25 protein-coding genes are annotated in these 24,511 nt (G+C 33.0%); 9 read left to right on the top strand and 16 right to left on the bottom strand.

Annotation, left to right across the window (positions count from 1 at the left end; all coding sequences use genetic code 11):
* The first annotated feature begins 164 nt into the window (after nt 1–164).
* On the top strand, nt 165–554 hold the full coding sequence (ytxJ, locus tag DMA14_RS04375; protein WP_111423436.1) for a bacillithiol system redox-active protein YtxJ: 390 nt from the start codon (nt 165–167) through the stop codon (nt 552–554).
* Between the two features lie 168 nt (nt 555–722).
* Here ytxJ and DMA14_RS04370 read toward each other — a convergent pair whose 3' ends face one another.
* Both DMA14_RS04370 and DMA14_RS04365 read right to left on the bottom strand, forming a co-directional pair.
* On the bottom strand, nt 723–1,886 hold the full coding sequence (locus DMA14_RS04370) for a hypothetical protein (RefSeq protein ID WP_111423434.1): 1,164 nt from the start codon (nt 1,884–1,886) through the stop codon (nt 723–725).
* Nucleotides 1,883–2,884, bottom strand: a complete 1,002-nt coding sequence (locus tag DMA14_RS04365; RefSeq protein ID WP_111423433.1) for a DUF2157 domain-containing protein — start codon at nt 2,882–2,884, stop codon at nt 1,883–1,885. The genes DMA14_RS04370 and DMA14_RS04365 overlap by 4 nt, the downstream gene beginning before the upstream one ends.
* 328 nt (nt 2,885–3,212) lie before the next feature.
* Here DMA14_RS04365 and DMA14_RS04360 point away from each other — a divergent pair, with 328 nt between their 5' ends.
* Nucleotides 3,213–4,460, top strand: coding sequence for a pectate lyase family protein (locus tag DMA14_RS04360; protein WP_238989914.1), 1,248 nt, complete (start codon nt 3,213–3,215; stop codon nt 4,458–4,460).
* 84 nt (nt 4,461–4,544) lie between these two features.
* On the opposite strand, the gene argH is transcribed toward DMA14_RS04360, so the two are convergent.
* From argH to DMA14_RS04305, 11 genes are all read right to left on the bottom strand, one after another.
* Nucleotides 4,545–5,825, bottom strand: a complete 1,281-nt coding sequence (argH, locus tag DMA14_RS04355; RefSeq protein ID WP_111423431.1) for an argininosuccinate lyase — start codon at nt 5,823–5,825, stop codon at nt 4,545–4,547.
* Nucleotides 5,826–5,885: 60 nt separating this feature from the next.
* Nucleotides 5,886–6,956 carry a M20 family metallo-hydrolase gene (locus DMA14_RS04350; RefSeq protein WP_111423429.1) on the bottom strand — a complete coding sequence of 357 codons (1,071 nt, stop codon included), beginning with the start codon at nt 6,954–6,956 and terminating at the stop codon, nt 5,886–5,888.
* Between the two features lie 296 nt (nt 6,957–7,252).
* Nucleotides 7,253–8,026 carry an acetylglutamate kinase gene (gene argB / locus DMA14_RS04345; protein WP_111423427.1) on the bottom strand — a complete coding sequence of 258 codons (774 nt, stop codon included), beginning with the start codon at nt 8,024–8,026 and terminating at the stop codon, nt 7,253–7,255.
* A gap of 101 nt (nt 8,027–8,127) precedes the next feature.
* Nucleotides 8,128–9,081 carry an N-acetylornithine carbamoyltransferase gene (locus DMA14_RS04340; RefSeq protein WP_111423425.1) on the bottom strand — a complete coding sequence of 318 codons (954 nt, stop codon included), beginning with the start codon at nt 9,079–9,081 and terminating at the stop codon, nt 8,128–8,130.
* A gap of 93 nt (nt 9,082–9,174) precedes the next feature.
* Nucleotides 9,175–9,564, bottom strand: a complete 390-nt coding sequence (locus tag DMA14_RS04335) for a GxxExxY protein (protein WP_111423423.1) — start codon at nt 9,562–9,564, stop codon at nt 9,175–9,177.
* Between the two features lie 107 nt (nt 9,565–9,671).
* Complete coding sequence (proB, locus tag DMA14_RS04330) at nt 9,672–10,433, bottom strand: glutamate 5-kinase (RefSeq protein WP_111423656.1); 762 nt, start codon at nt 10,431–10,433, stop codon at nt 9,672–9,674.
* Nucleotides 10,434–10,621: 188 nt separating this feature from the next.
* Nucleotides 10,622–11,815, bottom strand: a complete 1,194-nt coding sequence (locus DMA14_RS04325; protein ID WP_111423422.1) for a glutamate-5-semialdehyde dehydrogenase — start codon at nt 11,813–11,815, stop codon at nt 10,622–10,624.
* An 85-nt stretch (nt 11,816–11,900) separates the two neighbouring features.
* Nucleotides 11,901–13,040, bottom strand: coding sequence for an aspartate aminotransferase family protein (locus DMA14_RS04320; protein WP_111423420.1), 1,140 nt, complete (start codon nt 13,038–13,040; stop codon nt 11,901–11,903).
* A 90-nt stretch (nt 13,041–13,130) separates the two neighbouring features.
* Nucleotides 13,131–14,108, bottom strand: a complete 978-nt coding sequence (gene argC, locus DMA14_RS04315; protein ID WP_111423418.1) for an N-acetyl-gamma-glutamyl-phosphate reductase — start codon at nt 14,106–14,108, stop codon at nt 13,131–13,133.
* Nucleotides 14,101–15,294: an argininosuccinate synthase gene (locus DMA14_RS04310; protein ID WP_073409232.1), complete on the bottom strand. Its 1,194-nt coding sequence runs from the start codon at nt 15,292–15,294 to the stop codon at nt 14,101–14,103. Before DMA14_RS04310 ends, argC begins: the two co-directional genes overlap by 8 nt.
* 64 nt (nt 15,295–15,358) lie before the next feature.
* A complete protein-coding gene (locus DMA14_RS04305; RefSeq protein WP_111423417.1) occupies nt 15,359–15,994 on the bottom strand; it encodes a GNAT family N-acetyltransferase in 636 nt (211 codons plus the stop codon).
* 201 nt (nt 15,995–16,195) lie between these two features.
* Between DMA14_RS04305 and DMA14_RS04295 the strand changes: the two genes are divergently transcribed.
* Entirely contained in the window at nt 16,196–16,363 is a 168-nt protein-coding gene (locus DMA14_RS04295; protein ID WP_157957667.1) for a hypothetical protein, read from the top strand.
* A gap of 179 nt (nt 16,364–16,542) precedes the next feature.
* Here the strand turns inward: DMA14_RS04295 and DMA14_RS04290 are convergent, their stop codons facing one another.
* Nucleotides 16,543–18,813 (bottom strand): M1 family metallopeptidase, encoded by a 2,271-nt coding sequence (locus tag DMA14_RS04290; protein WP_111423411.1) that lies wholly within the window; start codon nt 18,811–18,813, stop codon nt 16,543–16,545.
* Between the two features lie 185 nt (nt 18,814–18,998).
* Here DMA14_RS04290 and DMA14_RS04285 point away from each other — a divergent pair, with 185 nt between their 5' ends.
* The 3 genes from DMA14_RS04285 to DMA14_RS04275 all read left to right on the top strand — a co-directional run bounded on the left by DMA14_RS04285 (nt 18,999) and on the right by DMA14_RS04275 (nt 21,076).
* Complete coding sequence (locus DMA14_RS04285) at nt 18,999–19,850, top strand: aldose 1-epimerase family protein (RefSeq protein WP_111423409.1); 852 nt, start codon at nt 18,999–19,001, stop codon at nt 19,848–19,850.
* Nucleotides 19,851–19,859: 9 nt separating this feature from the next.
* On the top strand, nt 19,860–20,408 hold the full coding sequence (locus DMA14_RS04280; RefSeq protein ID WP_111423407.1) for a GNAT family N-acetyltransferase: 549 nt from the start codon (nt 19,860–19,862) through the stop codon (nt 20,406–20,408).
* A gap of 113 nt (nt 20,409–20,521) precedes the next feature.
* The gene (locus DMA14_RS04275) at nt 20,522–21,076 is read left to right on the top strand and encodes a DUF3575 domain-containing protein (RefSeq protein ID WP_111423406.1); all 555 of its coding nucleotides are present in this window, start codon (nt 20,522–20,524) and stop codon (nt 21,074–21,076) included.
* Nucleotide 21,077: 1 nt separating this feature from the next.
* Here DMA14_RS04275 and DMA14_RS04270 read toward each other — a convergent pair whose 3' ends face one another.
* Both DMA14_RS04270 and DMA14_RS04265 read right to left on the bottom strand, forming a co-directional pair.
* Entirely contained in the window at nt 21,078–21,302 is a 225-nt protein-coding gene (locus tag DMA14_RS04270) for a VF530 family protein (RefSeq protein ID WP_111423404.1), read from the bottom strand.
* Between the two features lie 107 nt (nt 21,303–21,409).
* A complete protein-coding gene (locus DMA14_RS04265; RefSeq protein WP_111423402.1) occupies nt 21,410–22,048 on the bottom strand; it encodes an outer membrane beta-barrel protein in 639 nt (212 codons plus the stop codon).
* A gap of 140 nt (nt 22,049–22,188) precedes the next feature.
* Between DMA14_RS04265 and smpB the strand changes: the two genes are divergently transcribed.
* From smpB to DMA14_RS04250, 3 genes are all read left to right on the top strand, one after another.
* Nucleotides 22,189–22,644: an SsrA-binding protein SmpB gene (smpB, locus tag DMA14_RS04260; RefSeq protein WP_008463103.1), complete on the top strand. Its 456-nt coding sequence runs from the start codon at nt 22,189–22,191 to the stop codon at nt 22,642–22,644.
* Nucleotides 22,645–22,725: 81 nt separating this feature from the next.
* Nucleotides 22,726–23,364, top strand: a complete 639-nt coding sequence (locus DMA14_RS04255; protein ID WP_111423401.1) for a hypothetical protein — start codon at nt 22,726–22,728, stop codon at nt 23,362–23,364.
* Between the two features lie 87 nt (nt 23,365–23,451).
* Nucleotides 23,452–24,501 (top strand): Fic family protein, encoded by a 1,050-nt coding sequence (locus DMA14_RS04250; RefSeq protein WP_111423399.1) that lies wholly within the window; start codon nt 23,452–23,454, stop codon nt 24,499–24,501.
* Nucleotides 24,502–24,511 lie beyond the last annotated feature (10 nt).

Here is a 24,511-nt window from a genome sequence, read left to right as displayed (position 1 = left end):
AAGATTAAAGTTACGATTTATTGAGGTACTTTTTTAACTCAAATAATTTAACTTTGCATTCAAATATTCAAATTATATTCCACAGTAAAAAAACAGACAAAATGTCGTAAAAAATCAAGTTTTGCTTGTTTTAACACGTCAAAAAGTCATAAACCAAGTCAAATATGAGTTTTTTTAATTCAATCTTCGGAAGTTCAGAGAACTCAGAAGCCGCAAAAAGTAAAGTTAACTGGACAGAATTAACAGATATGCTTCAGTTAATGGAAATCGAAGCCATTTCTAACGAAAAACCAGTCGTAATTTTTAAGCACAGCACAAGATGTAGCATTAGTCGTATGGCTTTAAAGCAATTTGAAAGAGAATATGAGCTTGATAGTGTTGTTGATGCATACTTTTTAGACTTGATAGCACACAGAGATATTTCAAACGAAATTGCAAGCAAATTTGGAGTATATCACGAATCTCCACAATTGATATTAATCAAAAACGGAAAGGCAATTTATGATGTTTCGCACAGCGATATTGATGCTGAAGCATTAAAAAGCAAGGTCTAAGTTATGAATTATGAGTTATGAGTTAATTACTTAACTTAGAATACAACAAATTTTAAAAATTAAAAGCCTGGAATTATTTGTATAATTCCAGGCTTTTATATTTTTACGCCAAGTCCAATTTTAATTCAAATTAGCACTCAACTCATAATTCATAATTCATAATTAAACTTAAAAGCTTCCATCAGAGCCTCCTCCACTGAAACCTCCACCTCCAAACTCCATTGGAGAATCTGTTTTAACTTCAGGTTTCATTCCGAAAGTTGAAGCCACAACTAGAGCTTCTGCATTCAATAAACTATCTGAATGATTGATTCTATCTGGTTTAAAGGTCAGACCGCTTTCTTTTTCTTTTAATTTTTTAATTGAAAAATAAGCTATTGCAAATAAAACGACACCTCCAAGTGTTAACGCAACTTCGATTGGCAAAACCGAATGATAAAATCGAATGGTATAAATTGAAAATGCAATCGCCAAAAAACTCAACCAAAGCATTATTCTATCTTTTGTTTTTAAAGCTTGAACCAAATAAAGCACAGGAACTACAAAAGTAAATGCGTAAAAGAAATACGCAAACGGAATATCTGTTCCTGGTTTTACTTCTGTTCCTAATAGTTCTGCAGAAAGTTCCCTCACAACCAAATAATTACAAGAAAGATAAAATAAAACGAGACAAAAACTATTTGCCAATAATAATCCGTTATAATAATAACTTTCGCTTAAACAATTCATCATCTTTTTGGTCAAAAAATAAAAACCTCCTGCAAAAACCATTGCTACAAATGGCAAAATGGCTTTTCCGATATCTCCAAATTCAAACATTCCGAAAAACAAAAACGCAGTTGCAGAAAGACAGAACACGAGCATTGATAGCACATGTAAATATCTTAGAAACATAAAAAGCGCTCCAACTGCTACAAAAAAAGCAATTACCATTTCGTAACCTTCTGTTGTTATCCCTACTGCTACTCCCAAACATAAAAGTGCATTCAATATAAAAGCATCATCTAGACCGTGATTATGATACTCTTGATTGGCTAGAAATTCTACTCCCGCAAATCCAACTGCAGCAAAAATATAGCAGCAAATTTTAAAAAATGTATTCTCAGCGCTTAGTCCAAACAAAGAAATTGCTCCGCAAATTGAACCATATAACAAGCAGCCAAGCAAAAAGAAACCTAGTCTAACGAGAATATTATTCTGACTTTTTAAAACTGGCAATTCTTTTTCTATAAATTTCTTCTGCTCTTTGCTAATAAAACCTCCTTTATACAAAGCATCTGTTTCATCAGTTAAGACTTCGTTATCCAATAATTGTTTGTTGTATACTATCATTCTGCTATTTCTTTGTGGAAGTTTTTAATCAGTTTAATGAACATTATAATCGAGCCGACAAAATACGCTGGCAGCAAGAAAACAAGCAATTCCCAAATATCTGAGAAGTCAACGTTTTCAAAAACTCTAAACAAAACAATGTTTCCTCCTATGTAAACATAAACAATCATAAATACATATAAAGACATCGCTTTATATTGATAACTAACTTTATAAAAATAATACGTGGAACCAGCTAAAATTATAGCAAATATTACCCAAGTTAAGGTATCATAACCCGTTAGATTACTAATTGCCGCAATACTTACAATATGCAATGCAAAAGTGAGGAAAACTACAGAAAAATGAGTTTTGAGAGAAATTCTATGACTGTAAATCGTCCATAGAATCAATAAAACACTTAACATTACTGCAGAATAGCTTAAACTTTGGCTTGCATACAAATTATTACTGTCATTAAATATATCTTGTGGCGTAACCGAAAGCCCTACATAAGCCGCCAAACCAGTAATAGCAATTGTTAAAACGCTTCTATTATCGAAGTAATAAGCACAAAAGAAACTTACCACGGTGGGCACTAAAGTCGCTAATCCGTAATGCTCACCAAAAGGTTTATATTGAAACTGGAGATATCCGATGAAAATACAGGTCAAAATGTTTCCTGCCAAAACCAGATATTCTAAAACAGGATGCTCAAATGTTGTTTCTGCTTTCTGAAAGCCCTTAGAATGTTTGAAACAATAAAAAAAACAAACTGCAATCACAATTAAAAGTAGTGATAGAATCGCAATATGTCCTATTGTATCTATATTTTCATAAATCAGAATTCCGATTCCTGAAGTAAACAGTAATACTGATAAATAAAGAAATAACTTTAATTCTGCATTTAAAGAAAAGATATTTAAGCTTCTATAAGTTTTAACTTCTTCAAACTGATTTTCAGTAATTAAGCCTCTTTCAAAAAGATGAAGAGCAGACTGATCTTTGAATTTTTCCATTGGTATGTTTTAAACTGGTACATCAAATATATGTATTTAGCATGAATTTTCTGCTTTTACTATAAAACCTTTCCATTTTTTAAGCAATACTTCTGCAAATCACCTTAAATAAAAGTGTAAAAATTACATTTATATTTCTATGAATCAAAACTTTAAAACATAAATATTTAATAAATTAATTTGAAATTAATCTGAATCTTTTACATTTGTGCAATCGATTACATTAACCGATAAAAACCACAAAAAACCACACTTAAAAATGAAAACAAAACTTATTTTACTAGCATTACTGCTACCTTGCTCCTTTTTGTTTGCTCAAAATTATTTCATGAGTGCACCAGAGGGATTTGGTGCTTCTGCAACTGGCGGAGGAAATGCAACTCCAGTGACAGTTACTACTTTAGCCGATTTAACAGCAAAGCTAAAATTAACTACTCCTCAAGTTATTTTAGTTTCAGGAACCATCAATTGCACATATACAAGCTTACTAGTCAATGACAAAACTATAATTGGACTTCCTGGGGCACGATTAATTAACTTGGATCAAACGGCTGCTGGCTCAGGAATTCTAAGTTTAAAACCTGGTTCTAATAATATTATCATCAGAAATTTAATTTTTGAAGGTCCTGGTGCTTATGATGTAGACGGACGTGATAACCTTACCTCTGAAGCAACTAATCTTTGGGTAGACCATTGTGAATTTCAAGACGGGATGGATGGCAATTTTGACAATAAAGGTGCAGCCGATAATGTAACTGTTTCTTGGTGTAAATTTATTTATTTGAAAGCTCCAAAAGCTGGAGGTGCCGGCGGTGCTGATGATCATAGATTTTCAGATTTAGTTGGTTCTTCTAAAACGGATGCTCCCTCTGACGGACATTACAGCATTACTTTTAAAAACTGCTATTGGGCAGAAGGTTGCAAAGAAAGAATGCCAAGGGCTAGAAATGCTGAACTTCATATTTTAAACTGCTATTATAATACTTCTGTATCAGGTTCATTGGCAATTGGTTTAGGTGGCGGAAGCAACAATACAACTTGTTATGTTGAAGGAACAGATTTTGCCAAAATCGGAACTGCTTTTAAAAGCTACGTAAGCACTGACGGCGGAACAATTGGAATTGCTTTTACTGATTGTTTGAATGCACCTGCAAATTCTGGAACTACAGTAACAAAACCTTCATATACTTATAGTGTTTTGCCTATTGCTAACGTTTCAGGATATATTTCCAACGCTTCATGCGGCGCTGGAGCGACACTTCAAGTTACTGCTCAAGGCGCACTTTCTACAAGCTGCAACAATTTGGGGCTTAATGACAATGTAAATAATCTCGATTTAAAGTATTATCCATCAATTATAAATCGTCTGTTAAATATCGATTTTTCAAGTTCTGATAATGGTTTAGCCGAAGTGAATTTATTTTCTTCTAATGGATCAAAAATATATTCACATTCTCAAAATGTTTCTCCAGATGAAAAATTAGAATTAAACGTTGGTAATCTTGCAAAAGGAATTTATGTCTGTAAAGTTCAAATAGACAACAGAAGCAAAACATTTAAACTAGTAAAAAACTAATTCTTGTATAAAACAAAAGGTCATTGAAACAAATCAATGACCTTTTTACTTTTTACATTTCACTTTTTACAATCTTACCAGAAATTAAAAAGCAGCTTTCATTTTATCTTTAATTGCATTAAGACATAAGTTATTGATACTTCCTTCATGCGTGTGCTTTGTAGCTTTTGGTGATTTATACGTTCCTGCTTCCAATTGTTCTGCAACAGCTTTGTAAGCATCTCTAAACGGCATTCCTTCTACAACCATTTCGTTTAAAGTATCTACCGTAAACAAATAATCGTATTTTTTATCTTCTAAAATATGATCTTTAACCGTAATATCTTTAATTGAAAATATAGCAATATCTAGACAAGCCTTTAAGTTTTGAATCGCTGGAAACAAACCTTCTTTCAAAAGCTGTAAATCTCTATGATAACCGCTTGGAAGATTATTTGTAATTAAAGTGATTTCGTATGGAAGCGCCTGAATCTTATTGCATTTTCCTCTGATTAATTCAAAAACATCTGGGTTTTTCTTATGAGGCATAATGCTCGAACCTGTTGTAAGATGCGCTGGAAGACCAATAAAATCAAAATTCTGGCTCATATACAAACATACGTCCATCGCAAATTTTGATAACGTTCCTGCAACGCTTGTCATCGCAAAAGCAACCGCTTTTTCAGCTTTTCCACGGCTCATTTGTGCTGCAACGGCATTGTATTTTAAGGTTTCAAAACCTAGTTCCTTGGTCGTAAATGTTCTGTTGATAGGAAATGAACTTCCGTAGCCCGCTGCAGATCCTAACGGATTCTGATCTACAATTTTTGAAGCTGCATTCAACATAGTTACATCATCAATTAAGCTTTCAGCATAAGCAGAAAACCACATTCCGAATGACGATGGCATTGCGATTTGCAAATGTGTGTAACCAGGCAATAAAACGTTTTGGTGTTTTTCTGCCGATTCCATCAACAAATCAAACAAGGTTTTCACTTGTTCTTTTATCGCTTTTAATTCGTCTTTTAAATATAAATGAACGTCTACTAAAACCTGATCGTTACGAGAACGTGCGGTGTGGATTTTCTTTCCGGCATCGCCTAGTTTTACAGTTAGAAGGTATTCTATTTTAGAATGTACGTCTTCGAAACTGTCTTCGATTTCGAAATTTCCAACTACGATATCAGCGATGATTTCGTTTAATGCATCAACTAAAGATGTTGTTTCTTCTGGAGTCAATAAACCGATCTGCCCCAACATTTTAGCATGAGCGATTGAACCCAAAGCATCATACTTTGCCAAAACTAAATCCAGTTCACGATCGTTTCCAACGGTAAATTGTTCGATTTGTTTATCTGTTGGTATTCCTTTTTCCCAAAGTTTCATAGGTACTATTTTTAGAAACCCGACAGGTTTTAAAAACCTGTCGGGTTTAATTTCGTTTAATTATAATTTAAAGAAATCAGTTAGTATTTTGATATACAAGTCGATTCCTTCCTCAATTTCATTTACAAAAATAAATTCGTCTGCTGAATGCGAACGCAATGTTTCTCCTGGTCCTAATTTTAAAGACTGACAGCTTAAAACCGACTGATCTGAAAGTGTTGGCGAACCATACGTTGTCCTTCCTAAAGCAATTCCGGCCTGAACTAAACCATGTGCTACTGGAATAGAAGAGGCGTTTAAATGCATTGATCTTGGTGTAACTTCTGCGTTTACATTAGCTTTCACTACTTCTAGAATTTCAGCATTTGTATAACGATCTGTTACGCGAATATCTACAACCAAATCACATTCTGAAGGCACGACATTATGCTGTTTTCCTGCATTGATCTGTGTTACGGTCATTTTTACAGGACCTAAAACATCTGAGATTTTGTCGAATTTATAGTTTTTAAACCATTCCATTACCGGAATTGATTTGTATAATGCGTTATCATCGTTTTGATGTGCGGCATGGCTGGCAGTTCCTTTTACTTTTACATCTAAAACCAAAAGACCTTTTTCTGCAACTGCTAATTGCATTAAAGTTGGTTCGCCAACAATAGCGCAATCTAATTCTGGCAAACTCTTTAAAACACTATTTAAACCATTTTTTCCGCTGCTTTCTTCTTCAGCGGAAGCTACAATTACAATATTGTGAGAAAGGTTTTGATTTTCGTAAAAATGAACGAAAGTCGCTAGTAACGAAACTAAACATCCTCCAGCATCATTACTTCCTAAACCAAATAATTTTCCGTCTTTTTCAATTGCTTTAAACGGATCGTTTGTATACGCCTGATTTGGACGTACCGTATCATGATGTGAGTTTAATAAAAGTGTTGGTTTATTTTCGTCAAAATATTTGTTGAAAGCCCACACATTGTTGTTTTCTCTCTTGAAAGGAATTTCATTCTGATTGAACCAATTTTCAATTAAAAGAGCCGTTTGATCTTCTTCGCTTGAAAATGAAGGGGTTTCGATTAGACTTTTTAATAAACTAATTGCTTCTTGGGTAAGCGTATCTATATTTTTCATTTTTGTTAGGTTCTGAGGCTATCCCGATAGCTATCGGGACTGAGATTCTAAGTTATTTAAGCAATGTTTTTACTAAATCTTAGCCAGAAAATTAATTTGCGCAAATTTCTTAAATTAATATTTAAAAGTATTGCGCAGTCCTGTTTTTTTGCCACTTATTGCACGAATTTTCACAAATTATCTTTTTGTTAGAGATTTAAAATCAAAATAAACTTTTTACTGTCTGTTTAAAATTATTTTCTCTTTTTTAAGCAGAAAAAAATTAGTATCAATTCGTGTAATTCGTGGCTATAACTTTACAACGTAATCGTTGTATGCGAAATATCTGAGTTTTGGAGCATTCTGTGATGTCCAATTTTGATTTTCTGCACACCTCTTGATAAACTATTTAAACAGTTATCCAGTTTTGGAATCATTCCGGAATGGATTACTTTTTCTTCTTTTAGTTTATTATATAATGCTTCGTTGATTTCTGTAATTACAGACGAATCGTCTTCTGAATCCATCAAAACACCTTGCTTTTCAAAACAATATGTCAGCGTAACATCAAAAACTTCAGATAAAGCAATTGATAATTCGCTTGCAATTGTATCAGCATTGGTGTTTAGTAATTGTCCGTTTTTGTCGTGTGTAATCGCACAGAAAACGGGAACAACTCCAGTTTCCAACAAAGTCGCTAACAGTTTAGTATTGACTTGTTTTACATCACCTACAAATCCGTAATCGATTGTTGGGTGATTTCTTTTTGTTGACTGAATTAAATTTCCGTCAGCTCCAGAAAAACCAATCGCGTTATTGTCTTTCGCCTGCAATTGCGCTACAATATGTTTATTGATTTGTCCAGCGTAAATCATCACGACAACGTCAAGCATTGGAGCATCTGTAATTCGGCGTCCGTCAATCATTTGCGGAACCAAGCCAATACTCTGCGCCATTTTTGTAGCTGATTTTCCACCTCCGTGAACTAAAACTTTATAGCCTTCTATTTTAGAAAAATCGGTTAAAAATTGCTCTAATTCTGCTGGATTATCGATGATGTTTCCACCTATTTTGATTACTGATACATTCATTGTCTTTAAGGTTCAGAGGCTCAGAGGTACAAAGGTGCAAAGGTTTTTCTCGAGGTTTTAAACCTCTGCCCCTTTGCAACTTTGAACCTTTGCACCTTAAATTATATTTTCTTAAGAATCTTTTGTAAAACTAATTGTGCTGAATACGTTCTATTGTTCGCTTGTTCGATTACAATTGAATTTTCTCCATCTAAAACTTCGTCACTTACAATTACGTTACGACGAACTGGAAGACAGTGCATGAATTTTCCGTTATTGGTCAAAGCCATTTTTTCTGCCGTAACCGTCCAATTTGGATCGCTATTGGTTACTTTTCCATAATCGTTGAAGTTGCTCCAGTTTTTTACGTAAACGAAATCAGCATTTTCGAAAGCTTTGTTTTGATCGTATTCGATTTTACAGTCTTGTGTGATTTCTGGGCTTAACTCGTAACCTTTTGGATGTGTGATTACAAAATCCATATCTTTCTGCATCTGCATCATTTCTACAAATGAATTAGCAACTGCCTGCGGTAACGCTTTTGGATGCGGCGCCCAAGAAAGAACCACCTTTGGTTTATCTTTGTGTCTAGGTTTGAATTCTTCCATTGTAATCGCATCTGCCAACGATTGCAACGGGTGGCGAATAGCACTTTCCATATTAACAATTGGCACTGTAGCGTATTTCAAAAATCCTGAAATTACTGTTTCTTGATAATCTTTTTCCTTATCAACCAAACCAGCAAAAGCACGGATTGCGATAATATCACAATATTGAGAAACTACTTCTGCAGCTTCTTTAATATGTTCTGAAGCACCAGAATTCATTACAGCACCGTCTTCGAATTCTAATGTCCATCCTTCATTGGTAAAATTCATTACCATAACGTTCATTCCTAAATTCATTGCAGCTTTTTGAGTACTCAAACGCGTTCTTAAACTCGGATTGAAGAATAACATTCCAAGAGTTTTATTCTTTCCTAAACTTTGATTTTTAAGCGGATTTTTTTTGATTTTAATCGCTTGTTTTACCCATTTTGATAATGAGTTGATTTCTTTTATTGAGATATAGTTCATCTTATTGTTCTTTGTTTTTCTTATTGGTTTGTAAAAATTAGACGCGGATTTTACTGATTCGCTATCGCGAAGACGCAGATTAACGCGGATTTTTTATATTCTTATTTTTCTACTGTTTTCAAATACTTTCCGCCTAAATTCTGGTTTTGTTCCAAAATTTAAAAGTAAACCTACTTCACAGTTTGTACCTTTTAAATAATTCAAAATTTGATTTTCAAATTCTATTACTATGCAATTAACAGCTTTTAGTTCTAAAATAATTAAATCTTCAACTACTAAATCAGCATAATATTCTCCAACTTCGATTCCTTTATAATAAACTTTAATTTTCTTCTGAGCTTCAACATACAGACCTTTATTTTTCAATTCTAAATACAATGAATTTTGATAAACTCTTTCTAAAAATCCATATCCCAACTCATTATAAACTTCATAAAAAGTTTTGATAATAACTTCGGTTAACTCTTGATGTAATAATTTCATAAAAACAAATTTGAATGAAATATACTACATTTAAATTAAAACTAAAGATAAAATCCGCTTTAGTCCGCGTCTTCGCGATAGCGAATCCGTTTCATCCGCGTTCAATTTCACACAATCCTAGTAAAAGGAATTTCATCTTTCAATGCTCGCAGAATAAAATTATCATTCAATCCATTGACAATCCAAGTTTCGATGTTGGCTGCTTTTGAAATTGCTGCTGCCTCTATTTTAGATTGCATCCCTCCTGTTCCATGTGATGATTTTGATTCGCCGATTTCTTTTTCAAGTGACTTCAAATCATTTACCAATTTGATTGTTTCCGGATTTTCATCGTGAATTGAATTCTTTGTGTAAATTCCGTTTGTATTGGTCGCAATTATCAGAATATCAACATTTAAAAGAACCGCTGTTAAAGCCGCTAATTTATCATTATCTCCAAACCGAATCTCATCTGTAGCAACGGTATCATTTTCATTAATAATCGGAATGTAATTGTTTTTAACCAATACATTAATGGTATTTACAATGTTCTTTTTTGTCTGCTCTTTTTCAAAATCAGAATAAGAAAGTAAACACTGCGATGTATTTAAACCTAAATCCTTAAAGTTTTCATTGTAAATCCGCATTAAATGTGGCTGTCCGATTGAAGCTAAAGCCTGTTTTACAAAAACATCTTTATCTTGATTATCCAGCTTTACAAATTGCTTTGCTGCCGCAATTGCTCCTGAACTTACTATGATAAACTCATATTCGTCGTTTAAAGCTGCAATCTGTATCCCAAGATCTTCAATCTTTCCCCGCGAAATATGATTGGTTTCTTTGGTTAAAGTATTACTTCCTATTTTTAATAAAATCCGTTTTTTTGCCATGTCTTTTGTTTTTGCCACGAAGGCGCTAAGGCTCTAAGTTTTTTTAACGCAAAGGGCACAAAGTTTTTTTATATTGTTTGTGTTTACAAACGCTAAGTTCGCAAAGCTTTATCTACAATTAAGATCCAAATTTCAATAATCTTAAATCAAAAATCGTTAATCATCAATCTAAAATCTGAACTCTAAAATTATCTAATCTGTCCTTCTCCATACACGTACCATTTATTGGTAACAAGATGTTGAAGACCAATTGGACCGCGTTGATGTAATTTATCAGTACTTATTGCTAACTCTCCTCCTAAACCGAATTGTCCTCCGTCTGTGAAACGGGTTGAAGCATTTTGATAAACTGCTGCGGCATCGATCGATTCCATAAACTGTTGTGCAACTTCATCATCTCTCGTTATAATTGCTGCAGAATGACCTCCACAGTACTTATTAATCATATCAATAGCATGTTCCTGAGAATCTATGGTTCCGATTACGATTTTATAATCTAGAAATTCTTCGTACCAAATATCTTCATTTTCAATTGTTTTGGTGTTTTCAAAATACTCTAAAGATTTATCTACAATAACCTCCACTTTTGATTCTATTAAAGCTTCTATCAACATTGCAACAAAACCTTCAAAGTTTGGCAATTTTGAATCTATTAAAACTTTATCCAAAGCATTACAAGCCGAAATTTTAGATGTTTTAGCATTCAAAATTACTTTTAGAGCCAAATCAGTATCTGCTTTTTCATGAACGTAAACAAAATTATTTCCTCGTCCGCTTACAATTACTGGGCAAGTTGCGTGTGCTTTTACAAATTCAATAAGTTTTTCTCCGCCTCTCGGAACTATTAAATCGACTTTTTGAGTTGGTTTTTCTAAGAAAGCTTGAGTTTCTGTTCTGTTGTAATTCAGATATTCCACCCAGTCTTTTGAAACTCCGTTTTCTTCCAAAGCTTTGTGCCAAAGACTTACTATTTTCAAATTTGATTTTAAAGACTCTTTTCCTCCTTTTAATAGAATCTTATTCCCGGATTTAAAAGCAATCCCTCCCGCTTCGATTGTAACGTCTGGGCGAGATTCGTAAATAATTAAAATCGTTCCAAAAGCAGCGGTTTTATTGACCACTTTTATTCCATTATCATGAGTAAAATGAAAACGCTCAACGCCAACGGGATCTTCCTGAGAAGCTAATTGGTTGAGTGATAAAATCATTTCGTCAACTTTTTTATCATCTACTTTTAAGCGTTCTTCCATCGCTAAATCAGAGCCGTCGTAATCGGCAAGATCTTCCTGATTGGTCAAGATTATCTCATTCCGCTCCTGCTCAACCAGCTTTGCCATAGTACGCAAAACCGCATTGCGTGTTTCAATTGATAATGGTTTCATTTTTTTGGTTTAATTGGTTAATCGATAATTCGTTTAATCGATTAACCAGTTAAACGATTAAACGAATTAACAGTTGTAGGCAAACTTAGTTTTTAAGTTCTTCTAAACTTTCTTTTAAAGCTTTTACAAACGTATCGATATCAGCTTTTTTGACAGTTAAAGGCGGTAAAATTCTTAATAGATTTTTATTGTTCGCGCTTCCTGTAAAAATGTGTTTTTCGATAATTAATTTCTTTCTTAAAGCAGCTACATCAAAATCAAACTCCACTCCAAGCATTAAGCCTTTTCCTTTTACTTGTTTGATTCCTTCAACTTCTTTGATTTTTTCTAAGAAATATTCGTAAACTTCATTTACATTTTTCTGTAAATCAAGTTTTTCAATTACATCTAAAACTGCAATTCCTGCCGCACAAGATAAATGGCTTCCACCGAAAGTAGTTCCTAGTAATCCGAAACTTGCTTCGAATTTTGGAGAAATTAAGATCGCTCCAACAGGAAAACCGTTCCCCATTCCTTTTGCAACCGAAATAATATCAGCGTTGATTCCGTGATGTTGGAAAGCGAAGAATTTTCCGCTTCTTCCGTATCCAGATTGCACTTCGTCTAAAATCAAAACAACATCATGTTTTTTACATGCTTTTTCTAAAGCTTGAAAAAATTCTGTTGTTCCTTGGTCTAAACCTCCAACTCCCTGAATTCCTTCGATAATTACTGCTGTAACATCGCCTTTAGCTAATTCAGCTTCAACTAATTCGATTTGGTTTAAAGGTAAAAAAGTAACTACTTGCTGTGCATTAATTGGAGCAACAATTTTTTTGTTATCCGTAACCGCAACCGCTGCAGAAGTTCTTCCGTGGAAAGAATTATCAAAAGCCACAACTCTTGATTTTCCGTTATGGAAAGAAGCTAATTTCAAAGCATTTTCATTTGCTTCAGCACCAGAACTGCATAAAAACAATTCGTAATCTTCAAGACCAGAAAGTTTTCCTAATTTTTGAGCCAATTCCACTTGTAATGGATTCTGAATCGCATTAGAATAAAAACCTAAATTGTCAATTTGATTTTTAAGTTTTGCTACATAATCCGGTTGTGTGTGTCCGATAGAAATCACACCATGTCCGCTGTATAAATCTAAATATTCTACTCCTTTATCATCAATGATTGTGCAATCTACTGCTTTTACTGGAGTTATGTCGTATAATGGGTAAACGTTGAATAAGTTCATGTGTTTTTTTTGTTTAAAGTTTCATGTTTCATGTTTCAAGTTGTACACAGAACGTGAAACTTGAAACTTAAAACCTGAAACAAATTTTTTCTAAAATCCGCTTGGTTTCAAATGTAAACCTGTGGTTTCTTCTAATCCGAACATTAAATTCATGTTTTGAATCGCTTGTCCTGAAGCACCTTTGGTTAAGTTATCGATAATTGATGTTATGAGAACCCGGTTTCCTTTTTTCAATAAACTAATAATACATTTATTCGTTTGCACCACTTGTTTCATGTTGATATTTGTTGTGGTAACGGTTACGAAAGGCTCATTTTTATAGAAATCCTCGTATTTGGCAACCAATTGCTCCAAACTATCATCGCATAATGTATAAAGCGTTGCAAAAATCCCTCTTGGAAAATCTCCTCTATTCGGAATAAAAAGCAATTCGCTGTCAAAATCGTCTTGCAATTGCACCAAACTTTCTGAAATTTCTCCTAAATGCTGATGTTCAAAAGCTTTATAATGCGACATATTGTTGTTTCTCCAGCTGAAATGAGAAGTTTCTGAAAGACTTACTCCTGCTCCTGTACTTCCTGTTGTGGCATTAATATGAACATCATTATTCAGCAAATTATGTTTTGCTAAAGGCAACAAAGCCAACTGAATAGCAGTTGCAAAACAACCTGGATTTGCAATATAATTTGTCTTTTTGATTTCTGCTTTATTAATTTCAGGCAATCCGTAAACGAAATCTTTTCCTTCGAAATGTGCATCTTTATTCAATCTGAAATCATTTCCTAAATCGATGATTTTAGTATGACTTGCAAACTGATTTTCTTTCAAAAATGAAATTGATTTTCCGTGACCTAAACACAAGAAGACAACGTTCACATTTGGATTGATTTCAGCTGTGAAATTCATTTCAATATCGCCCATCAAATCTTGGTGTGCTACAGAAAGTGGCTTTCCAGCATTTGTTGTACTGTAAACAAAATCGATGTTTACTTTTGGGTGATACATTAAAATTCTGATGAGTTCTCCGGCCGTGTAGCCTGAACCACCAATAATTCCGACATTAATCATGATCTAATTTGTTTACAGATGAGAATATGTTTTGTGCATTTCCAAGAATCTTGATAAATCCTTTTGCATCGTCAGATGTCCAAGCATTGTTCATTTCTCCGTACTGACCGAAACCTGTGTTCATTAAATCGTTTTCAGATTCGATTCCGTCAAGTGAGAAATGGTATGGTTTTAATGAAACTGTTACGGTTCCATTTACTGTTTTTTGAGTGTCTTGCAAGAAAGTTTCAATGTTTCTCATCACTGGATCTAAGAACTGACCTTCGTGGAATAACATTCCGTACCAATTTCCTAATTGCTCTTTCCAATATTGCTGCCATTTTCCAAGAGTATGTTTCTCTAATAAATGGTGCGCTTTGATAATAATTAATGGAGCAGCAGCTTCAAAACCAACTCTTCCTTTAATTCCGATAATTGTATCTCCAACGTGAATATCTCTACCAATTGCATAAGCGCTTGCTAATTTTTCAAGAGCCACAATATTATTTGATGGTTTATCTGTTTTTCCGTTTAAACCAACTAATTCTCCCTGCTCAAAATGAAGCGTTACTTTTTCTTCACCTTCTTTTTGCAATTGCGAAGGATAAGCTTCACTTGGCAATGGCTGACTAGAAGTTAGAGTTTCTTTTCCTCCAACGCTTGTTCCCCAAAGTCCTTTATTGATAGAATACTGTGCTTTTTCCCAAGAATAGTGAACTCCGTTTTGAGCCAAATAATCTACTTCTTCTTGTCTTGATAATTTTAAATCTCTAATTGGAGTAATAATTTCGATTTCTGGAGCAATAGTTTGGAAAATCAAATCGAAACGAATTTGATCATTTCCTGCACCAGTACTTCCGTGTGCGATTGCAGTTGCTCCTACTTTTTTCGCATATTTTATAGCTTCAATTGCTTGAAAAACACGCTCAGCACTTACTGATAATGGATAAGTATTGTTTTTTAATACGTTTCCGAAAATCAGGTATTTTATAGCTTTATCGTAATATTTATCTAAAATCGTTAAGTTGGCGTGTTGTGCACTTCCTAACTCGTAAGCTCTTTTTTCTATAGCTGTTAATTCTTCAGCAGAAAATCCTCCTGTGTCAACAAGAACAGTGTGAACTTCGTATCCTTTTTCATTTTTTAAATATTTCAAACAATACGAGGTATCTAATCCTCCGCTATAAGCTAATACTACTTTTTTCATTTTTTATAATTTAGGCTAATACTTTCGTATATAGCAGTTTGAGATTTTTTCTAATTCATTTGACTTAAACAAACAATGACAAGATTTTATTTAAGAATAAAGCCTGTTTTATTTTTCTAAGTCTATTTAAAACAGCCTCGTTAAAAGGATGTCTTGGTGGTGTTTTTTGTTTTTCTTTTGGGTCGTATAACATTCCTGTACAAAGGCACATTTTATTCTCTTTACTTTGCAGGATATGATAATTTGTACACGTTTTGCAACCAGCCCAGAAACTTGGATCAGTTGTTAATTCTGAAAAAGGAACTGGTTTATAACCTAATTCAGAGTTAATTTTCATCACGGCCAAACCAGTCGTAATTCCAAATATTTTAGCGTCTGGAAATCTTTTTAAAGAATACTCAAAAACCTTTGATTTTATCTTTTTGGCCAAACCATGACTTCTATAATCTGGATGTACAATTAACCCAGAATGCGCAACAAACTTTCCATGCTGCCAGCTTTCTATGTAACAAAAACCTGCAAACTTTCCGTCAGCCAAAGCGATCATTGCATCACCGTTTGCCATTTTTTTCTGAATGTACTCAGGAGTTCTTTTAGCAATCCCCGTACCTCTTAACAAGGCAGATGATTCTATCGTATCGCAGATTTCTTGTGCGTATTTAAAGTGTTCTTCCTGGGTAACAACAATAGAGATCTTCATTTCAATTATTGAAGTTAGAGTTAAAAATTAAAGCATATTGATTCGTTTGAAATCCAGAATTGAATCCAATAAAATTAAGCAAAATAGAAGTAACATTCTCAAAATCAAAAACTTGACCATGAAAATTTACAAAATAATAAATACTTTTAGGATATGTTTGTCCAATGGACAAATTATATGATTTCAAAATGTAAAATGGGTATGAATAAATATACGGCTATAAAACTCAGTGAACACTATAGAGATAGTGTCCGTACTTCGGGAGAAGTAATCGGTGAGTTTGTCCGTGACAAAGAAGTTATATGTAAACTTATTTTATTCATCGGTGCAAAATTACATTATTTTTTAATTCACAAAACAAAAAAATAAAATTCTAACATTTTTTTTAAGTTTTGTTATTCTTTAAAAACACCAAGACTCTAAGATACTGAGGTTCTGAGTCTTTAATTTTTAAAAATTAAACAGAATAAGCTTGAAACTTAAAAACAAAAGAAAGCCCGATAGTTAAGATAACCATCGGGCTTTACGTTTTTTTTGCTTTAATTCTATTATTTTCTAGTAAAAGGTATTACTTGACCATTTCCTAAAAGTATTAAATCGAAACCGTTTTTAGCTTCATTAAATTTAATTTTTAAACCAGCTCTTGATGATTCAAATGTATCTTTTTCGTTTTCAACAGGCTTCAAAGCAAATTTAGGATAGTTTGGAAGTTCTGCATTTAAAACACTGTTTTTCTCAGTCAATTCAATTGTCAAAGGTGATTTTGATGTAACATAGCTACCAACAAAAGGATCTAAAATAATATCTTTTTCTATTTTTCCTTTTCCTGCTGTCCAAACATTATTCGACGTATTATTATCTGGAAAAGCATTATCTGGATCTAAAGTAATGCTATCAATCTCTTCAGTAGAATTGTGTTTGAAAGACCAAGAATTATTTCTTTGCCAGATTTCTACCGGAAGATTAACTCTAGTCACTTTTCCGCTTTTTGTTTTCACATCTAAAATAATTGGCATTGGCATTTTATCAAAATTCTCAACTGTAATTACGGCACCTTTTGCAGGGTCATTTTTTACATATTTAATTGAGTTGATTCCTTGATCAAATCTCCAGTTGTTTACATACCAGCTTCTCCAAAACCAGCTTAGATCTTCACCAGCAACATTTTCCATAGATCTGAAGAAATCATCTGGCTGCGGGTGTTTGTATGCCCAACGCTCAATATAGGTTCTAAAAGCGGTATCAAAACGCTCTTTTCCTAAAATCTGCTCTCTTAAAATCACTAAACCTGCACTTGGCTTAAAGTAGCATAACATACCAATATTAGCCTCTTTCATATTATCAGGAGAGCTCATAATCGTTTCTAAATCTGGTCTAGTAAACGGTTCTGCCATTTCATGCAAATTTGTTGGCTCTTCTTTATACTCACCGTTGTTAAATGCAGCAGTACTTAATGAATTAATAAAAGTATTAAATCCTTCATCCATCCAAGCAAATAATCTTTCGTTTGAACCCACAATCATTGGGAACCAAATATGTCCAAATTCATGATCTGTAACTCCCCATAGATCTTGTCCTTTAGATTTCCATCCGCAGAAAACAATTCCAGGATATTCCATACCACCTTCGTTTCCTGCAACGTTTGTAGCTGCTGGATAAGGATATTCAAACCATTGTTTAGAGTAATGCTCAATCGATGCTTTTACATATTCTGTAGAACGTCCGTAAGCACCTTGCCCAGCACTTTCAACAGGATAAGCTGATAGTGCTAATGATTTTTTACCGCTTGGAAGATTAATTTTTGCTCCATCTAAAATGAAAGCTGGAGATGATGCCCAAGAAAAATCACGTGCATTTTTGATTTTATAATGCCATGTTTTTTCTGTTCCTGCATTTGCATTTGAAGCTGAATTTACTTCTTGCTCAGAACGAATTGTTACAGTTTTATCACTGTTTGCTGCATCTTTATATTTTTTGAAATGATCTGCAGAAAGCACTTCTTGGCCATTTAACAATTCACCAGAAGCTACTACAAAGTGATTTCCTGGAACAGTTAATTTCACATCAAAATCACCATATTCTAAGTAAAACTCAGACGCCCCTAAATAAGGAGCTGTATTCCATCCTCTTACATCATCATACACACACATACGTGGGTACCATTGTGCAATTGTAAAGATTTTTCCGTTTTTAGTTTCTAAAACTCCCATTCTGTCAGATCCTTCAAAAGGTGCAATGAAAGAGAATTCAATTTTCACCTTTACAGAACCTCCTTTTGCTGCCAATTCCTGAGGAAGGAAAATCTGCATTCTGGTATCTGTAACTATATACTTAGCATCGACTTCAGTTTTGTTTTTTCCGCCAGAAATTACTTTAACCGATTTTATTTTATTTCCACCATCAAAAACTTGTCCTTGAGCTCCGTTACGGCTTCCTGTTAAAGGCACAACAGCATTTCCTCTAGAATCTTCTTTAAATAAGTTCTGATCTAAATTTAGCCAAAGAAATCCTAACTTATTAGGACTATTATTAGTATAAGTAATTTCATCTGTTCCTACAATCTCATTTGTAGTTCCGTTTAATTTTGCCGTAATCTGATAATCGGCTCTATTCTGCCAATACTCTATTCCTGGCTCACCGCTCGCAGTACGAGTTGATGTAGCATTTTTGGTGTAAAAATGAGGTCCAAAGGCATCATGATAATTGTAATTGTTTACTGGATTTGCTGTTGGTGCTGAAGGAGTTTGCTGCGCCCAAACTGAAGAAATCCCAAAAAATAAAGCCGCGGTTAAAATGGCTTTTGCAGATTGCTTTTTCATATTTTTTAGCTGTTTATGTAGCAAATTAATGAAAAAAAAAGCTATTTACAGAGAAATTTTAAAACATAAATTTAATTTTAGCATAATTTTATCAATAAAATAATTTAAGCCTTTTTCTTAAAAAACTAAATTTTATAAAATATATTTACATCTATCAAAAGAACATTCATTTTAGACTCAACATTGTGACTACAACTATTTCAAATTCTATATTAAAAGCTTCTATTAAACATGCGGGAGCTGAATTATTTTCTATAAAAAACAATCAAAACGACGAATATATATGGGAAGGCAATCCAGATTTTTGGGGTAAGCACTCCCCTGTTCTTTTTCCAATTGTAGGGACTTTAAAAAACAACACTTACACAATCAATGAAAAAGAATATCATCTGCCACGTCATGGTTTTGCTCGTGACATGGATTTTGAATTGATCGAAAAAACTGAAAACAAGGCTATCTTCTCTCTTAAATCTTCTGAAGAAACATTACAGAAGTATCCTTTTGAATTTGAATTGCAACTTATTTATACGCTTATTGAAAATGCATTAGAACTTGAATATAAAGTAATAAATAACGGAAAAGAAAAAATGCCTTTTTCAATTGGAGCACATCCAGCAATCGCCCTTCCAGACAATTTTGAAGATTATGCTTTTCAATTCGAAAAAGAAGAAAATTTAAAATATTATCTTCTTGAAAATGATTTAATTTCTTCTAAGACCAAAGTTTTAGAAACAAAATATAATTTAGTCCCTTTAAATTATGAGCTTTTTAAGAATGATGCTTTAATTTTCAAAACATTAGAATCCAAATCATTGACTATCCTCAACAACTCAAAACCGTATGTAAAAGTTAGCTATAATGACTTTCCAAGTTTAGGAATCTGGACAAAAGAAAATGCACCATTTATCTGCATCGAACCCTGGTTAGGCTATTCTGATACCGATGAAAATTCAGGAGATTTATATGAAAAAGAAGGCATTTTGGTCTTAGACGAAAAAAAAACTTTTAGTGCAAAATTTAGTATCACAATATTATAAAACAGCAAAATGTTAGATTTCAATTTTACTCCTTTTCCAATAATAGAAACAGAACGCTTAATTTTAGATAGGCTAACAGATAAAGATGTACAAGAAGTTTTTGACTTGCGCTCTAATCCTGAAAATATGAAATACATCCCAAGACCTCTGGCAAAAAATCATGAGGATGCTTTGGAACTCATTAAAATGATTGATGAAAAGATTGATACTAATGAAGGAATAAACTGGAGTATCCGATTTAAAAATGATTCTAAATTAATTGGAATTATTGGATTCTACAGAATGCAACCAGAGAATTATCGATCTGAAATAGGATATATTCTCTCACCTGACCATCATGGAAAAGGAATAGTTACAGAAGCTGTTAACCAATTGATTAAATATGGTTTTGAAGATTTAAAACTTCATTCAATCGAAGCTGTAATTGATCCCGAGAATTATGCTTCTGAAAAGGTACTGCAAAAGTGTGGTTTTGTTAAAGAAGCTCATTTAAGAGAAGTAGAATTTTGGGATGGAAGATTTATAGATAAGGTAATCTATTCATTACTAGAAAAGTAATTTTTTCTACTTGTTAAAATAATCTTATAAATAATAGTTCTTAAGCATTATCTGTTATATTTGCGAGCAAAATCAGCAAAACCATTGCTGATTTTGATTTCCAAAAAATCCTTATGAAAAAAATACCCGCCCTAATTGTTCTTCTATTTTGTGTGCAAATGCAAAGTCAGACATTTGTAAAATTTAACGGAGCTACAGCTTTATTAGCCATTCCTAACATTGGCATTGAAACCAGTATCGGAGAAAAAACCACTTTTAGTGCCGACGTAATGGCTTCATTTTGGGAATCTTTTAATGGACACCATCCTATGAAGTTTGTTACTATTACTCCTGAAATTCGTTATCATTTTAAAGAAAAATACAATGGTTTTTATGCTGGAGCACACATAGGAGCCGATAAATATGAAATACAAAAGTGGAATTATTGGGATAGCAACCGTTACGAAGATGGATTTGGTTACAGAATTGGAGCAACAGTAGGTTACAATCTAAAACTAAGCGATAAATTTTTACTTGACTTTTTTGTAGGCGGTGGATGGCATCAAGGTTTTTATCACGGATACTATAATGACGGAACCCCAGGAAGATATGAAAAAGCAGTTCACTGGAATAAAAGTGGAGAATGGCTTCCGTACCGTGGCGGAGTTATGATTTCTTATAAATTATAAATTAGCTTAATTCAGGAAGTGTTTTTACATAAAGCTCTTCTACTTTCTTACGAGCCCAGTCTGTTTTTCTTAAAAAAGTAAGACTTGATTTTACACTTGGATTTGAGTTAAAACACTTTATCGGAATTAATTCCCCTAAAGTATCAAACCCATAATAGTCGACAAGCGTTTCGACAATTTTTTGAAGTGTAATTCCGTGTAAAGGATCTTTGGATTGATTTTGCATTTTATACTTTTTAAATAATATCAAAAGACCGTACTTCAAAAAAGTACGGTCTTCTTTTTTCGCAAAATTACTAAATAGAATTTTACATTAATCAAATAAAGAATAAATTAGAATATAAATTTAAAACCTACAGAAACTGGAGAAGTCAAGTTTGGATTGCTTCCTGCCAAAGCTGTGTTATAAAATGGGTCAACATTTGCAACATGCGCTAATCCAAAATTGGTAACAGTTGTTTTTTCTCCATTTTGAGCCTTTAGTGTTGTAGAAGTAAAATTAGCCAAATCATAAGAAAACTCTACTGAGAAGTTTTTAGTAACAAAATAATCTAAACCTCCTGATACTGAAAGTCCAACTTGATTAACTTTCAACTCGCTTTCTTTCTCTTTTCCAGTAATAACAGGGATCGCTGCTTGTCCGAAGAAATATAATGAACCTGCTACGTTCCAATATTTTCTAATTAAAGGCTGAACAACAATTAAATCTGTTTTTGCAGCTGTTCCTGCATCTGTCTGAGCTTTGATATTAATATATCCAATACCTGCTCCAACAGCAACTGACGGAGTAACAAACGTACCTACAACTGGGATTACAGACAAATTTGTGTTTTTATTGCCCTCATTTTTAGTCTGCTGATAACCAAACTGAGAAGTTGCAAACCAAGCACCTTTTAATCCTTGAGACGAATCTTGAGCTTTAGCAGTTAAACCGATTAATACCATACTCAATAATGTTACAATCTTTTTCATTTTATTTCGTTTTTTTTTAATTACAAGACAAACTTATGCGTAAGCTTTTTGCTTAAGACTGATTAAAATCATAGATTAAAAAAAACTTTAATTTATCTTTAACTGCCACAGTTTTTCAATTTTGTCTTACATTTGCATCTATGATAAAATCAGTCAATATACTTAACAAGAGAGCCCGATTCGATTACGAAATAATCGACACTTATACTGCTGGAATTGTTTTGGCAGGAACAGAAATCAAATCTATACGTTTAGGAAAAGCAAATATTACTGAAAGCTTCTGTGAATTTAGTGGCATGGAGCTTTTCGCTATTAATACTTATATTGAAGAGTATTCTTTTGGAAACCAATTCAATCATAAATCAAGAAGCGAAAGAAAATTGCTTTTAAACAAAAAGGAATTAAAAACACTTCATAAAAATGTTCAAGCAAAAGGTTTAACAATTATACCTTTGAAACTTTTTACAAACGAAAAAGGTTTAGCCAAATTACAGATTGGACTTTGTAAAGGGAAAAAGAACTATGATAAACGCGAATCTCTGAAAGAACAAGATACTAAACGCGATTTGGACCGTATTAAAAAAGCTTACAATTAAAACCAAATTTAATTTTCTCTGAATGATACATTTATAATATTTTATTGTTATTTTTATTACAAAATAATTTAACTGTAAAATATGAAAAAGTACTTAGTTTTGTTTTTCGCTATAGCAGCGTTTTCAAGTTGTGGCAGTAATACTTCAATTGTAAACAGCTGGAGAGATCCAGATGTAACGATTACACAAGAACATTTTAAAAAAGTTTTGGTTGTTGCTTTAGTCAAAGACGAAGCTTCGAGACGAATTACTGAAAATAGAATTGCGGCAGGTAATCCGATTTTCAAAACTTCGTATCAATATTTAAACGCAACTTCTCAATTAACACAAGAACAAAAACTAAAGGTTTTACAAGATGAAAATTTTGACGGAGTAATCAGCATGCGATTGGTCAGCAAAGAAAAAGAAGTTAATTACGTTCCTGGCACTTACACCGGAATGTATTATGGAGGTTTTGACGGAATGTACACAGGCATGTATGGGTATGGTTTTGGGAATTGGTACGGAATGTATTCTCCAAATTTTTATGATCCAGGATACTATCAAGAAACTACTTCTTACATGGTAGAAACCAATGTTTTTTCATTAAAACAAAACAAACTAATCTGGACAGGAACTACAGAATCACAATATGTTACAGATTTAGGCCAAACAGTTGATGCCATTATGCAAGCTGTAGTTAAGGAAATGAGAAAAGATGGCTCACTGCCTCCAAAATAATAATTATAGAAAAAAGCGATATTTAAATATCGCTTTTCTTTTGATTAAAAAATTGACTAAATTTGTCAAGACTAAAATTTTCATTAAATGAAATCTTTACTAAAAAATGCTAGAGAACAGAAAGGTTTAAAAACACGTGAATTAGCACAGTTAGCTGGAATTGACCAAGCTTTGATAAGTAAATTTGAATCTGGAACACGAAAACCAACCAAAGATCAAATAATTAAACTTTCTCAGCTTTTAGAAATTGATTACGAAACTTTAATGGTTGCTTGGCTTAAAGAAAAGATTCTTTACGAAATCGGTGATGATGATCTTGCTCTAAAAGCATTAAAAGTTGCCGAAGACGAAATTAAGTACAATAAAACAGTTTCGAATCTTAAATTATCTACTTCACTAGAAAAAATTCTAAAAGAGATTGATGCTCTAAAAGAAAAATTAGATTCCTATCGCCAGTATGACAGCTTTAAGATCAAACAAGCTTTGGAATTAGAATATACCTTTGAAAGCAATAGAATTGAAGGAAATACCATGACACTTCGTGAAACTGATATGGTTATCAATGAAGGCTTGACAATTTCTGGAAAAAGTATGCGAGAACATCTTGAAGCCATTAATCATCAGGAAGCCATTGGCTCTATAAAAGAGTTAATGGGCAAAAACAATTCATTAAGCGAACGTGATCTTTTATCCATACATAATTTAATCTTACGCGGCATAATTCCAGAAGATGCAGGACGTTACAGAAAAGTTCAGATTATGATTCAAGGAAGTAGTCACATGCCTCCTCAACCTTTAATGGTTCCACAAGAAATGGAAGAATATTTTACTTGGTACGAAATCAATAAAAATAAATTACATCCTATTATTCTTGCTGCTGAAATGCATGAAAGATTAGTTACAATTCATCCATTTATTGACGGGAATGGAAGAACTTCAAGATTAATCATGAATTTAATACTAATGCAAAAAGGTTATCCAATAGCCAATATTAAAGGGGATTACGAAACTCGAATGCAATATTATCAGTCTTTAGAAATTGCTCAAACCAAAAAAGACAAAGAAGATTTTTTTCTATTTATAGCTCAAAAAGAAAAAGAAAGCTTAGAAAGATATATTTCAATTCTTACCCAATAAAAAAGCCCGC

The organism is Flavobacterium sharifuzzamanii (assembly GCF_003254585.1).
GTDB lineage: Bacteria > Bacteroidota > Bacteroidia > Flavobacteriales > Flavobacteriaceae > Flavobacterium > Flavobacterium sharifuzzamanii.
Note: the sequence above shows the minus strand (reverse complement) of the source record. Positions and strands in the feature narration are given on the sequence as shown.